Below are 15,192 nucleotides of genomic sequence, written 5' to 3' on the forward strand. Positions count from 1 at the left end.
CGATGGCCCCCGTGACCCTTGAACGCGTCCTCGCCCCGCTCGACGCGGCGCTGCCCGAGCTCGAAGCGCTGTACATCGACCTCCACCGGCACCCCGAGCTGTCCTTCGCCGAGTCCCGGACGGCGGCCGAGCTGGCCCGGCGGCTGGAGCGCGACGGCTACGAGGTGCACACCGGCATCGCCGGGACCGGCGTGCTGGGCGTCCTGCGCAACGGCGAGGGCCCGACGGTGCTGCTGCGTGCCGACATCGACGCGCTGCCGGTCGAGGAGAAGACCGGGCTGTCGTACGCGAGTACCGCCCGCGGTACCGACGAGCACGGCAAGGACGTCCCGGTCATGCACGCGTGCGGACACGACATGCACGCCACCTGGCTGTCCGGCGCCGCGGCGCTGCTCGCGAAGGGCCGCGACACGTGGTCCGGCACGCTGCAGGTGGTCTTCCAGCCGGGGGAGGAGGGCGCCGGCGGGGCGGTCGCGATGATCCGCGACGGGCTGTTCGACCGCGCCGGGACGCCCGACGTCGTCTTCGGCCAGCACGTGGTGCCCGGCCCGGCCGGCTGGGTGCTCACCCGGCCCGGCGTGATCATGGCCGCGACGGACACCCTGCGCATCACCCTGCACGGCCGCGGCGGCCACGGCTCGCGCCCGGAGACGACCGTCGATCCGGCCGTGCTGGCCGCGTCCGTGGTGCTCAAGCTGCAGACGATCGTCTCGCGCGAGATCGCCGCCACCGACTCGGCGGTGGTCACCGTCGGCTCGCTGCACGTCGGCACCGCGAGCAACGTCATCGCCGACGACGCCGTGCTCGAGGTGAACGTCCGGTCGTTCGACCAGGCCGTCCGCGAGCGCGTGCTCGCGGCGGTGGAACGGATCGTCAACGGCGAGGCGGCGACGGCCGGCGCGCCGAAGCCGCCCGAGATCGTCCGGTCCGGCTCCTACCCGATCACGGAGAACGACGAAGCCGCCAACGACGCGCTCACCGAGGTCTTCCGCGGCCACTTCGGCACCGACGTCGTGATGCCCGCACCGCTGGTCACCGGCAGCGAGGACTTCAGCGAGTTCGGCCGGGCGGCCGGCGTCCCGTCGGTGTTCTGGCTGGTCGGCGGCCTCGACGCGGAGACGGTCATCACGGCGATGACCGAGGGCCGGTTCGAGCGCGACGTCCCGTCCAACCACTCGCCTCGCTTCGCCCCGGTGCTGCACCCGACGCTGCGCACGGGCATCGAGACCCTCGCCGCGGCCGCGTTGAGCCGGTTGTCCCACCCAGGTGTCGGATGAGCGGCACAGGTGGGACGATGGATCGTGGAGGTGGTGCAGTGACCACGCCCGCCAAGGACTCGGACCCGGTGCTGATCACCGGGGCGGCCCGGTCGTACGAAGAACAGCTCGCGACGCGCAAGCGCAAGTACGTGATCATGATGGCGTGCCGGATCCCGTGCCTGATCCTCGCGGGGCTGACCTACCACACGTGGTGGCTGGCGCTGGGGTTCCTGGCCATTTCGGTGCCCCTGCCGTGGATCGCGGTGCTGATCGCCAACGACCGCCCGCCCCGCAAGTCCGAGAACGTCTCGAGGTACGAGCGCGAGGCGAAGGCGATCGAAGGCACCAACCACCGCGTCATCGACGGCTGAAAAGCGGCACTTTCCCGTGAAAGTGCCGCTCCGAGGTCCGCACTTTCACGTGAAAGTGCCGACCTAGGCCGGTTGGGGGCCCACCTTGCCGACGGCCAGCGCGCCCAGCCGGGTCCCGTGCCGCAGCATGTCCACAGTGGACTCGCCGGTCAGCCAGCCGGTGAGCACGCCCGCGTCGAAGGCGTCTCCCGCGCCGGTCGAGTCGATGCACTCGGCCTCCACCGCCGGCACGCTCGTGACGCCGTCCGCGTCGACCCAGCTCGCGCCGTCCAGGCCGGCGGTCACGACCACCGCGCCGACCGCGTCGAGCAGCTCCTTCGCCGACGCCGGGTCCGCCGAACCGGTCAACGCCACCAGCTCTTCGGTGTTCGGCATCAGCAGGTCGACCCCGCGCACGTCGTCCAGGAACGCGGCCGGGTCGGTGATGTGCGCGGCCGCCTGCGGGTCGACCGACGTGGTGAGGCCCAGCTCACGGGCGAGCGCCAGCGCGGCGAGACCCGCGGCGCGCGACGGCGGGTCGAGCAGCACGTACCCGGACAGGTGGAGGTGGCCCGCACCGGCCAGCGCCGCCGGGGTGACGTCCTCGGGACAGAAGCGCTGGTTCGCGCCGCGGTCGGCGAGCATGCTCCGCTGCCCGGAACCGTCGACCATCACCACGACGCAGCACGTCGGCGCCTCGGCGTCGACGGCGAACGCGCAGCGCACCCCCGCCGCCTCGAGCTCCGCGCGGATCAGCCGGCCGCCCGGGTCGTCGCCGATCCGCGCGAGCAACGTCGTCTCCGCGCCGAGGTGCCGCAGCCACAGCGCCGTGTTGGCGCCCGAACCGCCACCGGTGAACCGGATCTTCGCGCGGGCGTCACCGCCGTGCGGCAACGGCTTGTCGTGCCGGGCGATCACGTCCAGGGCCGCGTCGCCGACCACCACGATCCCGGTCATGCGAGCGCCACCGCGACCTCGGTCGCCAGCTTCGCGTTGTTGAGCACCAGTGCTTCGTTCGCGTCGATGCTGACCCCGCCGCTCGCCGTGTGGAAGTGCTCCAGCAGCACCGGCGTGACGTCGGCGCCGTGCACCCCCCGCTCGGCGACCAGCGCGAGGCCCTCGGCGAGCAGCCGGTCGTGCAGCTCTTTGTCCATTTCGGACGCTTCGGGGATCGGGTTCGCCAGCAGGACACCGGAACTCGCGTAGGCGCGGTGCGCGGCGACCACGGCGGCAGCCTGCTTCGGGTCGTCGACCCGCCAGCCGACGGAGTGCCCCGACGAGCGGAGGTAGAACGCCGGGAAGTCGTCGGTGCGGTAACCCAGCACCGGCACGGAGTTCGTCTCCAGCACCTCCAGCGTCGCCGGGATGTCGAGCACCGACTTCACGCCGGAGCAGACGACCACGGTCGGCACCTTCGCCAGCACGCCGAGGTCCGCCGAGACGTCCCAGCTCTGCGCGGCACCGACGTGCACCCCGCCGAGACCGCCGGTGGCGAACATCCCGATCCCGGCCGCGGCGGCCAGCGCCGACGTGCTCGCCACGGTCGTCGCGCCCGAGCGGCCGAGGCCGACGGCCGGGCCGAGATCGCGCAGCGACAGCTTGTCCAGGCCGGCGTCCGGCGCGCAGACGCGCTCGAGCTCGGCGGGGGAGAGGCCGACGACGACCCGGCCGTCCAGCACCGCGATGGTGGCCGGGACGGCGCCGCCGTCGCGCACCACGCGCTCGAGGCGGCGGGCGACGTCGAGGTTGCGGCCCGGCGGGAGGCCGTGGGACAGGATGGTGCTCTCCAGCGCGACGACGGGGTGCCCGTCACGCAGCGCCGAGGCGACCTCTTCGTGCAGGTTGAGTGGGGTGGTCACGAGGAACCATCATCGGTGATCGGTGCGCTTGCCGCGCCAGTGGGTCAGCTCGGCCGTCAGGTTCTTCTCCGCGGTGGTCGCCCAGCGTGTCCGCGCGGCTTCGCTGCGGTAGAGCGTCCGGGCCAGCATGCCTTCGAGGACGGCGATGCGTCCTTCGCGCCAGACATCGTCGGGGTACTTCGCGTACTCCTCGCGCACGGCTTCGGCGTACGCGGCGTACTTCGCGGGTTCGGCGCCGAGAATGGCCAGATCGGCGTCGAGGAGCGCGGTCGCGAGGCGGTCGTCCGGTGGGGCGTCGTGCTTGATCGTCGCGAGGATCAGGCCTTCGACGCGCTCGATGTGCGGCTCGGCGACGCCCGTGAGTGCTTCGCGAGCCCAGTCCGCGCTCGCGCGTTCGTCCTCGCCGGGCTTCGCGTCGTACACGACGTCGTGCGTCCAAGCCGCGACGGCGACGATCGCGCGCTCGGCACCGCTGAGGCCTTCGGCCAGCCAGGCGGAGTCGCGCGCGACGGCGGCCGCGTGGTCGAGCGTGTGGTAGCGGCGGTGGGGCTCGCCGTAGCGGGCTTCGAGCCGCGGCCAGGCATCGGCCGAGGTGCCACCGAGCGCCGCGATCGCTTCGGACCACTTCACGGGAACGTCCAGCGCGTCGGTGTGCCGCTGAAGTCCTTCTCCCGCAACCCGAACGCCTTCTCCGGCCGCAGCCGCATCGAGGCGTCGGCGGCGGGGTCGAGGAAGTCTTCGCCGTAGGCCGTCGAGTACTTCGTGTTCATCGCGTCCAGGAACTCCCGCAGCGCGGCCGGGTCGGTGACGATCTCGGCGGTGCCTTCGACGACGACGGGCTCGTACGAATCGTCCGTCGCGATCGACACCGCCGAGCCCGCGGCGACGTTCCGGGCCTTCACCGACCGCAGCGACGAGGAGAACCACAGCACCTCGCCGGTCCACACCGCCCAGGCCGGCATCAGGTGCGGGCGCCCCTCCGGGGTGACGGTCGCCGGCCAGAAGTCGTGCGACCCCCGCAGCCGCGCCTCCGCCCACGACCACGGCAGCAGCCTCGCCGGATCGCCCGTGATCCCGTAGCCGGGCATGTGCGGGCGCTCCGCGCGCGGCGTGGCCATCAGTCGAAGATGCCGCGCGGCCGGGCGACCTGGTCGAGCCAGTCTTCGAGCTGCTTCTCCCAGTTCACGTCGGGCTTCATCGTGAACATCCCGAGGAAGTCCTGCCCGCGGCCGCCGAAGCCGCCGGTCTTGCTCACCCGCACCCGCTTGGTGACCTCCAGGACGACGTCCGTGCGGCTCGACGACGCCAGGAACGTGACCGCGAGCTGCGAGAACACGCTCGCGAAGCGCGGCGAAGGCGTGAAGCGGATCTCCTGGAAGAAGGGCAGCTGCTGCTGGGCGCCGTTGATCCGGCCCTGCTCGAGGACCGCCTCGCCGAAGGTGAACCCGATCCGGCTCAGCGCGTCGAGGACCCGCTTCTGCGCCGGGAGCGGCTCGATCGCGACGGCGTCGGCGTCGAAGGGGTCGGACACGGCCGCGGCCAGGTCGAGCTCGGCCCGCACGCCGACCGCCATGCCGGTCAGCGGCTTGGCGTGGACGCTCGTGACCGGCGTCTCCCAGGGCAGCGGCACCTCGAACGGCAGCCGGACCTGCTGACCGGCGCGGATCGTCTCGGCGCCCACCAGGTGCTGGGAGCCGAAGGGGAGGTCCTCGGTCTTGTCCGTGCCGGGGACCTGGACGCGGGCCAGCAGCGTCACCGCGAGGCCCTTGATCTCCTGGTCGACCTCGCCGCCGGCCAGCAGCACCTCGCCGTGCAGGGGCCGGCCGGGGGAGGCGGTCCGGTCGAGCAGGCGGGCGTCGATCTTCGCCCCGCCCGAGCCGAACGTCGCGAGCACCTTCTGGAACATGCCGCAGATCCTGCCAGGCCGAGGGGCTTTCGTACGAGCTTCCGCGGGACTGGGGCACAATGGCCGGGTGAGCACCGAGACGCTGACGAAGCCGGAAACCACGCCCGAGGGCACGGAGACCACCGACGACGACACCCCGAAGATGTTCCACTACGTGAAGAAGAACAAGATCGCCGAAAGCGCGGTCATGGGCAATCACGTGGTGGCGCTCTGCGGCGAGGTCTTCCCGGTGACGAAGTCGCCGAAGCCCGGTTCGCCGGTCTGCCCGGCCTGCAAGGAGATCTTCGAAGGGCTGCGCCCGGGGGAGTGACCCCGGCCCGATCCCCGGCAGGTGCGCCTGCCGGGGCTTCTTGCTGTCCGGAAGCGGACAGATCGCCGTCCCGAATGTGAAAAACCTTCATTCGGCGGGTGTGCGCGGTGCCGGACTCCTGGTAGATCCAGCGGGTCAGGTTCCCTCACCCACCGGAGTCGCACATGCGCAGAACCGGGATCGTCGTCGCCGTAGCCGCCCTGCTCACCGTCTTCGCCCCCGCGCTGGCGCAAGCCGTCACCGGCTGGACGGAGGTCGGCCGCGACCAGGCCCGCGCGCTCGACGAGAGCCAGGGGCTCGCCACGATCGTCCGCCCGTCGGGCACCACCATCCGCTACACCGGGATCGGCACCATCCCGGCGGACCTGAACTCCCAGGGCTGGAACCACGTCGGCGACCCCGGCTCGGCGCAGGGCTGGTACGTCGAGCCCTACCAGCGTGACGACCGGGGCGCGAAGCTCTTCCGCGTCCAGGCCCCGGACGGCTCGTGGCGGAACTTCAAGCACACCCTGGAGTCGTGGGAAGCGAACAACAACTCCTTCGCCGCGGTGTCGCCGGACGCGCGCTGGCTGGTGGCGGGGGAGTGGGGCACGATGGACCGCCTCCTCGTCCACCCGATGCCCGGCGTGGTGGCGACGGACCCGGCGCAGAACCTGCCCCTCGCGGGCACGATCCGGCTCGACCACCAGGTCCGCGACGTCCAGGGCTGCGACTTCCAGACGGCGACCCGCCTGCTCTGCGCGTCCGACGACCCCGACGGCAGCCTCTTCGGCACAACCAAGCCGCTGCTGCAGGTCGACCTCGCGGGCCCGCTGTCCGGTGCGGACGTGACCGGGCACGTGACGTCGCTGGGTCAGCTGCCGCTGCGCAGCGGGTGCAGCGGCACCTTCGAGGTCGAGGGCCTCGACTTCGACGAGCGGGACAACACCCTGCGCGTGATCGTGATGTCGCCGAGCATCTGCATCCTCTTCGACAGCATGACCTACCGCTTCCGCCAGTGAGCGGAAAGGGGCATCACGCGTGACGGGAGGGGCATCACGCGTGACGGGAGGGGCATCACGCGTGACGGGAGGGGCATCACCCGTGACTGAGGAGGCATCACCCGTGATGCCCCGCCAATCACGGGTGATGCCCTCCTGATCACGGGTGATGCCTCTTTCAGGCGGTGGGGGCGGGGTCCAGGGACTCCGACTCCGGGGCCTTCGCCGGGGTCCGCCGGGCCTCGCGGCGAGCGCGACGGCGTTCCTTGCGGGTCTCGACCATCGTGTACAGGGTCGGGACCAGCACCAGCGTCAGCAGCGTCGAACTGACCAGACCGCCGATCACCACGATCGCCAGGGGCTGGCCGATGAACCCGCCCTGACCCGTGATCCCCAGCGCCATCGGGACCAGCGCGAAGATCGTCGCCGCCGCCGTCATCAGGATCGGGCGCAGCCGGCGCCGGCCGCCCTCGGTGACCGCGTCCGCGACGCTCATCCCCTCGGCCCGGTACTGGTTGACCAGGTCGATCAGCACGATCGCGTTGGTCACCACGATCCCGACCAGCATCAGCATGCCGATCAGCGCCGGCAGGCCGAGCGCGGTGCCGGTGGCCAGCAGCAGCCCGATCGCGCCGGTCGCCGCGAACGGGATCGACACCAGCAGGATCAGCGGCTGGATCAGGCTGCGGAACGTCGCCACCATGATCAGGAACACGATCGCGATCGCGGCCAGCAGCGCCAGGAACAGGTTCGAGAACGCCTCCTGCTGGTCCTGGCTCACGCCGCCGAGCGAGTAGGAGGCGCCGCCGGTGAACGTCAGCCCGTCCAGTTCGGACTGGATGTCCGCGGTCGTCTTGCTCAGGTCGTCGCCGGTGTTCTTGGCCGTGACCGTGGTGCTGAGGTCGCCGCCGGTGCGGTGCACCGACGCCGGGCCGTCCACAGTGGACACCTTCGCGACCTCGTCGAGCCGGACGACGCCGGCCGGGCCCGGGATGGGCAGGCCCTTCACCTGGTCGACCGTGACCGGCGCGGTGCCGGCACGCAGCACGACGTCGGTGCGCTGGCCGTCGACCGGCAGCTGCGTCACCGTGCGGCCGGCGATCGCCTGGTTGGCGACCTGGCCGATGGTGCTCGCCGACAGCCCGCGCGCGGCGGCCGCGGCGTCGTCCACCTCGACCTGCACGCGCGGCGAGCCGACGGCCAGGTCGCTGGTCACCTCGGTCAGCCCGGACACGCCGCGCAGCGCCTGCACGACCTGGTCGGACGCGGGTTTCAGCGCGGCCTCCGACGGCGCGGTCACCGTCACCGAGACCTGGTCGGAGTTGAACCCGGACGCGTCCGCGCCGATCTTGACCTCGCCGAGCTCCGGCCGGGAGGTCAGCTTGGACCGCAGCCGGTCGGACAGCGCGTCGAGGTCGGTGTCCTTCGCGACGGTGACGGAGATGCTCGTCGACGTGCCGCCGCCCCCGAAGCCGCCGAACGCGCCGCCCCCGCCGATGCTGACCTGGTAGGTCCGTACCGCGGGCTCGGCGGCCAGGGCCTGCTCGACCGCCGTCGCCGCCTTCTCCTTCGCCTCGACGCTCGTGCCCGCGGGCAGCTTCTGCGTCATGTTCAGCGTGGTGCCGCCGGACTGGTCGAGGAAGTTCGTGTTCAGCCGCGTCGCGAGCCCGACGGTGCCGGCGAAGATCAGCAGCGCCAGGAGCACGACGGTCAGCCGCCGCTTGGTCGCGAACCGGATCACCGGCAGGTAGGCCCGCTGCAGGAAGCCGCGGCGCTCCTTCTCGACGGCCGCTTCGCGGGCCCGCTCGGCCTCGATGGCGTCCGCCGGGACCGCCGGCTGCTTCAGGAACCAGTACGCCAGCACGGGAACCACGGTCAGGGACACCAGCAGCGAAGCCAGCAGCGCCACCGTCACGGTGATCGCGAACGGCGAGAACAGCTCCCCGACGAACCCGCCGACGAACGCGATCGGCAGGAACACCGCGACCGTCGTCAGCGTGGACGACGTCACCGCGCCGGCCACCTCGCGGACGCCGTCGAGCACCGCCCGTTCCTTCTCCTCGCCGTAAGCGAGATGCCGTTTGATGTTCTCCAGCACGACGATGGAGTCGTCGACCACCCGGCCGATCGCGATGGTCAGCGCGCCGAGGGTGAGCAGGTTGAGCGACAGGTCGCCGGTCCACAGCGCGATCAGCGCGACCACCACCGACAGCGGGATCGACACCGCGGTCACCAGCGTCGAGCGCACCGACAGCAGGAACAGCAGGATGACGACGACTGCGAACGCCAGGCCCAGCAGGCCTTCGGTGGTCAGGCCGCTGATCGCGTCCTTCACCGGCGTTCCCTGGTCGAACACGACGCTCATCTCGGCGCCGGTCTTCTTCCCCAGGTCCGGCAGCTTGTCGCGGACCGCGTCGGAGATCGCGACGGCGTTCCCGTTGTCCACCATGGTGATCGACAGGCCGAGGCTCGGCTTGCCGTTGGTGCGCGTGATCGACGTCGGCGGCGCGAACCCGGCCTGGACGTCGGCGACGTCACCCAGCTTCACCGGCCCCCGCGCCGGCGTGCGGGACGCGCCCGCGGCGGCGCTCGGAGTCAGGTACAGGGTGCGGAGAGTGTCCACAGTGGTCTGCCCGCCGCCGACCTGGACGCTCAGCGTCTTGCCGCCTTCGGTCAGCGTGCCGGCCGGCACGGCGGCGCCGGCGGTCTGCAGCGTGGTCGCGATCGACGCGGGGTCGACGCCGGCGGCGGCCAGCTTCGCGTAGTCCAGCGTGATCGTGACGCGCGGCTGCCGCACGCCGGTGACGGTCACCGTGCGGACGCCGTCGATCTTCCGCAGCTCCGGCGCGACCTGGTCGGTCAGCGCGGGCGCGAGCTGCTGCGGGTCCCCGGCCCTGCCCGCGGCGACCAGCACCACCGGCAGGTCGTCGGTGCTGCCGGCGGACACCGACGGGTCGGAGTTCTGCGGCAGCCGGGGCCGGACCTGGTTCACCGCCTGCTGGATCTGCGAGACCGCCGCGTCGAGGTCGGTGCCGAACTCGAACTGCGTGACGACGCGCGATACCCCGTCCGACGACGTCGAGTTGACCTCTTCGAGGCCCTTCAACCCCTGCAGCGCGCCTTCGAGGGGCTCGGTGACCTGCCGATCGACCGCGTCGGGCGACGCGCCCGGGTACGCGGTGACGATCTGGGCCTGCGGGAACTGCAGCGACGGGAACAGCTGCTGTTTGATCTGCGGCAGCGCGAAAGCACCGAAACCGACGACCACGAGCGCGAGCAGGCCGATCAGGCTTCGGTTGCGCAGGCTCAATCTGGCCAGCACGGACATGACTGTGGGAACCCCCTCGGGAACGACGCGGCGACCGACGCCGGCGTCAGTGACCCGCCGAGCTTGCCATGTCCGACCTGAGGGGCGACTCAGTCCGAGGGTGGATTCCGGGTCCTCCCCCGGGAGGAGACGCGGCCCTGGGCAGCGCTGGGTGCCGGGTCCGGTGCGCTGGGTGACGGCTCGTCCTCTTCGGACGGTCGGGCGGCCTCCTCCGGCGCCTCACCGTGGGGGGAGGTGTCTTCGGGGCGCGGGCGCCGCAGCGGCGTGGTCGTGCGTTCCCACAGCTTGCGGCCCTCTTCGGTGCGCAGCTGCTCGGAGGCGCGTTCCATCTCCAGCCGCCGCCACTTGCGCCGCTGCCGCCGGGTCGCCTTCGCCGGCCACAGCTCCTGGATCGCGCTGTTGAAGTACGCGCCCCCGACCACGGCCAGCCCGATGAAGAACATCAGCAGCAGGAACGCGATCGGCGCGGCGAGCGCGCCGTAGGTGTAGCCGGTCTTGGTGATCCAGTTCAGGTAGACCCGCAGGCCGACCGAGGAGAGCAGGAACACGACCATCGCGAGCCCCGCGCCGGGCAGCCCGCGGTGCCACGGCAGCTTCCGCGGCAGGGCGAGCTTGTACAGCGTGGTCAGCGCGAGGGTGATCATCGCCCCGAGGGCCGGGAAGTACAGGGCGCTCACCCACGACGTGACCGTCGGGCGCCACTCGGTGGGGAAGAACTCCGGCAGCAGGTCGGGGCCGATCGCCAGCAGCGGCAGCCCGACCACCAGGATCACCAGGCCGCACAGGTACAGCAGCAGCGCGAAGATCCGCTGCCAGACGTCGTTGCGGACGCCGTACTGGTCGTGGGCGACGGTGATCGCGTCCACGAACGACGACATCGCCGACGATCCCGCCCAGAGCGAGATCAGGAAGCCGATCGAGACGATTTCGCCCTTGCCGACGGTGAGGATGCTGTTCACCGTCGGCTCGATGATGTCCTGGACGGCGTTGCTGCTGAAGACCGTCTTGCAGAACCCGATGATCCGGTCGTGCACCTGGGTGACGACGTCTTGGCCGAACCACTCGCCGACGAAGCCGAGACTGCCGAGCAGGCCCAGCAGCAGCGGCGGCAGCGACAGCGTCTGCCAGAAGGCCGCTTCGGCGGCCTCGGAGAAGATGTTGCCTTCCCAGGCCTTGCCGAGCGTGCGCGTGAGGAGGCGCCACGGCCCCTTGCGGGCCACCTTCGTCGCTCCGGACGGCTGCACCTCACCCATGACGTGTCCAGCATGGTCCATCGGTGCTGATTTGGCTCGTCACCCTGCTTGCACCCGGGCGTGTCGGGGGACATCACCCGTGCCGGTGCCGGGAACTGTCGGACCCGGCCGGTAGACTCGCTGGAGTGCCCTCACCGCAGTCGCCGACACCGAAGTCGGTACCACAGTGAGGGTTTTCGCACGTCAAAGCACTTGAACGAGCACTTGAGCGAGGGGGGACCGGCATGACGGAGACGCAGCTCGGGGCGCCTCCCGCGGAGAAGGACTCGACCGCGCGCCCGCTGCGGGCGTGGCAGCGGCGGGCGCTCACCAAGTACCTGACGCGCCGGCCGAAGGACTTCCTCGCGGTGGCGACGCCCGGCGCCGGCAAGACCGTGTTCGGCCTGCGGATCGCCGCCGAACTGCTGAGCGACCGCACGATCGAAGCGGTCACCATCGTCACGCCGACCGAACACCTCAAGCACCAGTGGGCGGCGTCGGCGGCCGCGGCGGGCATCCAGATCGACTCGAACTTCCGCAACACCACCGGCGTCACGTCGTCGGACTACAACGGTGTCGCGCTGACGTACGCGCAGGTCGCGGCGCACCCCACGCTGCACCGGGTGCGCACGGAGAACCGCAAGACGCTGGTCATCCTCGACGAGATCCACCACGGCGGTGACGCGAAGTCCTGGGGCGACGCGATCCGCGAAGCCTTCACCCCGGCCGTCCGGCGGCTGTCGCTGACCGGGACGCCGTTCCGGTCCGACGACTCGGCCATCCCGTTCGTCACCTACGAGCCGGACGCGGGTGGCTTCCAGCGCAGCAAGGCCGACCACTCGTACGGCTACGCGGACGCGCTGGCCGACGGCGTGGTCCGGCCGGTCGTCTTCCTCGCGTACTCGGGGGAGGCCTCCTGGCGCACGAGCGCGGGGGAGGAGTTCACCGCGCGGCTCGGCGAGCCGCTGACCGCGGAGCAGAACGCCCGGGCGTGGCGCACGGCGCTCGACCCGGCGGGCGAGTGGATCCCGGCGGTCCTGCACGCCGCGGACACCCGGCTGTCGCAGGTGCGCCAGAGCGTGCCGGACGCGGGTGGCCTGGTGATCGCCACCGACCAGGAGTCGGCGCGGGCGTACGCGAAGATCCTCGAGCGCATCTCGGGGGAGATGCCGACGCTGGTGCTCTCGGACGACCCGAAGGCCTCGGGGCGGATCAAGGAGTTCTCCGAGACGAACGAGCGCTGGATCGTGGCGGTCCGGATGGTCTCCGAAGGCGTCGACGTCCCGCGGCTGGCGGTGGGCGTGTACGCGACGAGCGCGTCGACCCCGCTGTTCTTCGCCCAGGCGATCGGCCGGTACGTGCGCGCCCGGAAGAAGGGCGAGACGGCGAGCGTGTTCCTGCCGTCGGTGCCGGTGCTGCTGGAGCTGGCCAGCGAGCTGGAGGCGCAGCGCGACCACGTGCTCGGCAAGCCGCACCGGGAGAAGGAAGGCTGGGAGGACGAGCTCCTCGCCCAGGCCAACCGCACCGAGGACGAGCCGGGCGAAGAGGAGAAGGCGTTCACCTCGCTGGGCGCCTCGGCCGAGCTCGACCAGGTCATCTACGACGGTAACTCGTTCGGCACGGCGGTGTTCTCGGGCTCGGACGAGGAGCAGGAGTACCTGGGCCTGCCGGGGCTGCTGGAGCCCGACCAGGTCCGTGCGCTGCTGCGGAAGCGGCAGGAAGAGCAGATCGCGGACGAGAAGCGCCGCAAGCCCGCGAAGGAGGAGCCGGCGGCCCCGCAGGCTCGTCCGCAGTCGGTGAGCGAGCGGCTCGCCGCGCTGCGCAAGGAGCTGAACGCGCTGGTGGGGATGTACCACCACCGCACGAAGAAGCCCCACGGCGCGATCCACAACGAGCTGCGGCGGGTGTGCGGCGGCCCGGTCACCGCCATGGCGACCGTGGAGCAGCTCGAAGAACGGATCGTCACGCTGCGGACCTGGTGACACCCTGACCCGGCGCACCTCCCGCCGGAGTCGGAGTGCGCCCCAAGGTGGCCTTCGGTGCGTCTGACGCACCCAAGGGGCCCTTCGGTGCGTCAGACGCACCCAATGTGGCCTTGGGGCGCTCGCGACCGGGACCGCGCCGGCGTGCGGAGTCACCCCCGTCCCGGCGCCCGCTGTCGCCCAGGAGGCTGAACTCGGCGGTCACCGTCCGTTCCGCCGGGGCCCAGCCGGACCTTCCACACTTTCGTGACGTTGCGTGCCCGATCGGTCGTGCCCCGGCTGCCCGAGCGTCCCTCGGCGGGTGGCCCTGAAGGCACATCCGGGTCCGAAGTTCGCAAGTCGGCGACCACTCCCGCGTGTTTGCCGTGGGTTCACCACCACTTCGCGGCGGATCGCGCTCGGTGTACACCGTCGGAGTATCTTCACCTCGGCACGAAACCTGGATGTAACACACGGTGAGTGCTGGCGATCACATCGTCAGCGGATCTACTCTTTCCGGGCGACGCTCAGCCTGTGTTGCCGAACCGTGTCCAATTGGTGTCATTTAATCGATCCAGCTATCTTCCCCGCAGCCGCTCAGCGGCATATGTTGTCGCCCACAACATATGCGCGTCGGTGCGCCGGGACTCTCCGGATCACCGCCTCGCAGGGCCCGAGACGACGTCGACGGCCCACTCGTCACCAATGCTTGGATCCGGAAGGAACGAGGATGCGCAGCAGAACCCTTACCCTCCTCGCCGCCACGGTGAGCACCGGCCTGGTGCTCACCGCTTGCGGTGCCAACAGTTCAGACAGCGGGGGCACGGGGAGCAACTCCGCCTCCTCCTCCGCGCCGGCCGCCGGTGGCGCCAGCGGCAAGGTCGGCGTCATCCTCCCGGAGACCGCCAGCTCGGCCCGCTGGGAAGCCTTCGACAAGCCGATGCTGCAGGCCGCGCTGACGGCCCAGGGCTTCGAGGCCGACATCCAGAACGCCCAGGGTGACGCCCAGAAGTTCACCACCCTGGCCGACGGCTTCATCAGCTCCGGCGTCAAGGCCCTGATCATCGCCCCGTCCGACCCGGCCGTCGGTGCCGCTGTCGAGGCGAAGGCGAAGGGCGCCGGCATCCCGGTCATCGACTACGACCGGCCGAGCCTCGGCGGTTCCGCCGACTACTACGTCTCGTTCGACAACGAGAAGGTCGGCCAGCTCCAGGGCCAGGGCCTCGCGGACAAGCTCAAGGACAAGCCGGGCGCGCAGGTCATCCAGATCGAGGGTGCCCCGACCGACAACAACGCGACGCTGTTCACCAACGGCCAGGACTCCGTCCTGAAGCCGCTGTTCACCAGCGGTGCGCTGAAGCTGGTCCAGAAGCAGCCGATCAACGACTGGGACAACCAGCTCGGCGGCACGACGTTCGAGCAGATCCTGCAGAACAACGGCGGCAAGGTCGACGGCGTCGTCGCCGCGAACGACGGCCTGGCCGGCGCGGTCATCACGATCCTCAAGAAGAACGGCCTCAACGGCAAGGTCCCGGTCACGGGCCAGGACGCCACCGCGGACGGCCTCATGGCCATCATGCGCGGCGACCAGTACCTGACCATCTTCAAGCCGATCAAGGAAGAGGCCGAGGCCACCGCCAAGCTGGCCGCCGCCCTGGTCAAGGGTGACACCGCCGGTGCGGACGCGATCGCGACGGGCAAGCTCCACGACCCGAAGAACAACCGCGACATCAAGTCCGTGCTGCTCACGCCGACCCTGATCCTGGAGAAGGACATCAAGACCGTCGTGACCCAGGGCTACGTGAAGGCGGCCGAGATCTGCGGTGGCGACCTCGCCGCCAAGTGCAGCTCGCTCGGCATCTCCTGAGCTGCCTGCAGTACCCATGAACAGCCGGGCCGGGGAGGGGACCCCGACGGCACGTCCCGGTTCGGTTCCCCCACAGGAGAAAAGGTACTCCCGAGCGGGCCCACCCCCTAGGGCGAGGGCATGGACAAGAGCATCGGTCC

The 15,192-nt window shown here is 71.1% G+C and carries 13 protein-coding genes; 6 read left to right on the forward strand and 7 right to left on the reverse strand.

From position 1 onward, the window contains the following. Positions 1-11 precede the first annotated feature (11 nt). The gene (locus tag ACZ4TR_RS25300; protein WP_465289302.1) at positions 12-1,277 is read left to right on the forward strand and encodes an amidohydrolase; all 1,266 of its coding nucleotides are present in this window, start codon (positions 12-14) and stop codon (positions 1,275-1,277) included. Positions 1,278-1,294: 17 nt separating this feature from the next. Continuing rightward, the gene (locus tag ACZ4TR_RS25305) at positions 1,295-1,630 is read left to right on the forward strand and encodes a DUF3099 domain-containing protein (protein ID WP_465289303.1); all 336 of its coding nucleotides are present in this window, start codon (positions 1,295-1,297) and stop codon (positions 1,628-1,630) included. A 63-nt stretch (positions 1,631-1,693) separates the two neighbouring features. Here ACZ4TR_RS25305 and ACZ4TR_RS25310 read toward each other — a convergent pair whose 3' ends face one another. Genes ACZ4TR_RS25310 through ACZ4TR_RS25330 form a run of 5 tightly spaced genes read right to left on the reverse strand, consistent with a single transcriptional unit; the run spans position 1,694 to position 5,374 of the window. Beyond that, entirely contained in the window at positions 1,694-2,566 is an 873-nt protein-coding gene (locus ACZ4TR_RS25310) for a carbohydrate kinase family protein (protein ID WP_465289304.1), read from the reverse strand. Further along, complete coding sequence (locus ACZ4TR_RS25315) at positions 2,563-3,468, reverse strand: pseudouridine-5'-phosphate glycosidase (RefSeq protein WP_465289305.1); 906 nt, start codon at positions 3,466-3,468, stop codon at positions 2,563-2,565. The genes ACZ4TR_RS25310 and ACZ4TR_RS25315 overlap by 4 nt, the downstream gene beginning before the upstream one ends. Positions 3,469-3,477: 9 nt before the next feature. Beyond that, positions 3,478-4,098 carry an HD domain-containing protein gene (locus tag ACZ4TR_RS25320; protein WP_465289306.1) on the reverse strand — a complete coding sequence of 207 codons (621 nt, stop codon included), beginning with the start codon at positions 4,096-4,098 and terminating at the stop codon, positions 3,478-3,480. Next, positions 4,095-4,586, reverse strand: a complete 492-nt coding sequence (locus ACZ4TR_RS25325) for a pyridoxamine 5'-phosphate oxidase family protein (RefSeq protein ID WP_465289307.1) — start codon at positions 4,584-4,586, stop codon at positions 4,095-4,097. The genes ACZ4TR_RS25320 and ACZ4TR_RS25325 overlap by 4 nt, the downstream gene beginning before the upstream one ends. Further along, entirely contained in the window at positions 4,586-5,374 is a 789-nt protein-coding gene (locus ACZ4TR_RS25330; RefSeq protein ID WP_465289308.1) for a sporulation protein, read from the reverse strand. The genes ACZ4TR_RS25325 and ACZ4TR_RS25330 overlap by 1 nt, the downstream gene beginning before the upstream one ends. Positions 5,375-5,441: 67 nt before the next feature. On the opposite strand from ACZ4TR_RS25330, the gene ACZ4TR_RS25335 reads away from it, so the two are divergent. Together ACZ4TR_RS25335 and ACZ4TR_RS25340 are read left to right on the forward strand one after the other, a co-directional pair. Continuing rightward, on the forward strand, positions 5,442-5,684 hold the full coding sequence (locus ACZ4TR_RS25335; RefSeq protein WP_364519232.1) for a DUF3039 domain-containing protein: 243 nt from the start codon (positions 5,442-5,444) through the stop codon (positions 5,682-5,684). Between the two features lie 164 nt (positions 5,685-5,848). Continuing rightward, positions 5,849-6,685, forward strand: a complete 837-nt coding sequence (locus ACZ4TR_RS25340; RefSeq protein ID WP_465289309.1) for a hypothetical protein — start codon at positions 5,849-5,851, stop codon at positions 6,683-6,685. 157 nt (positions 6,686-6,842) lie between these two features. Here ACZ4TR_RS25340 and ACZ4TR_RS25345 read toward each other — a convergent pair whose 3' ends face one another. Together ACZ4TR_RS25345 and ACZ4TR_RS25350 are read right to left on the reverse strand one after the other, a co-directional pair. Further along, positions 6,843-9,992, reverse strand: a complete 3,150-nt coding sequence (locus ACZ4TR_RS25345) for an efflux RND transporter permease subunit (RefSeq protein ID WP_465289310.1) — start codon at positions 9,990-9,992, stop codon at positions 6,843-6,845. Positions 9,993-10,081: 89 nt separating this feature from the next. Continuing rightward, positions 10,082-11,245 carry a YihY/virulence factor BrkB family protein gene (locus tag ACZ4TR_RS25350; RefSeq protein WP_465289311.1) on the reverse strand — a complete coding sequence of 388 codons (1,164 nt, stop codon included), beginning with the start codon at positions 11,243-11,245 and terminating at the stop codon, positions 10,082-10,084. 224 nt (positions 11,246-11,469) lie between these two features. Here ACZ4TR_RS25350 and ACZ4TR_RS25355 point away from each other — a divergent pair, with 224 nt between their 5' ends. Next, on the forward strand, positions 11,470-13,206 hold the full coding sequence (locus ACZ4TR_RS25355; RefSeq protein WP_364519224.1) for a DEAD/DEAH box helicase: 1,737 nt from the start codon (positions 11,470-11,472) through the stop codon (positions 13,204-13,206). 709 nt (positions 13,207-13,915) lie between these two features. Continuing rightward, positions 13,916-15,052, forward strand: coding sequence for a sugar ABC transporter substrate-binding protein (locus ACZ4TR_RS25360; RefSeq protein WP_465289312.1), 1,137 nt, complete (start codon positions 13,916-13,918; stop codon positions 15,050-15,052). Positions 15,053-15,192 lie beyond the last annotated feature (140 nt).

Source organism: Amycolatopsis sp. NPDC028719, assembly GCF_055565395.1.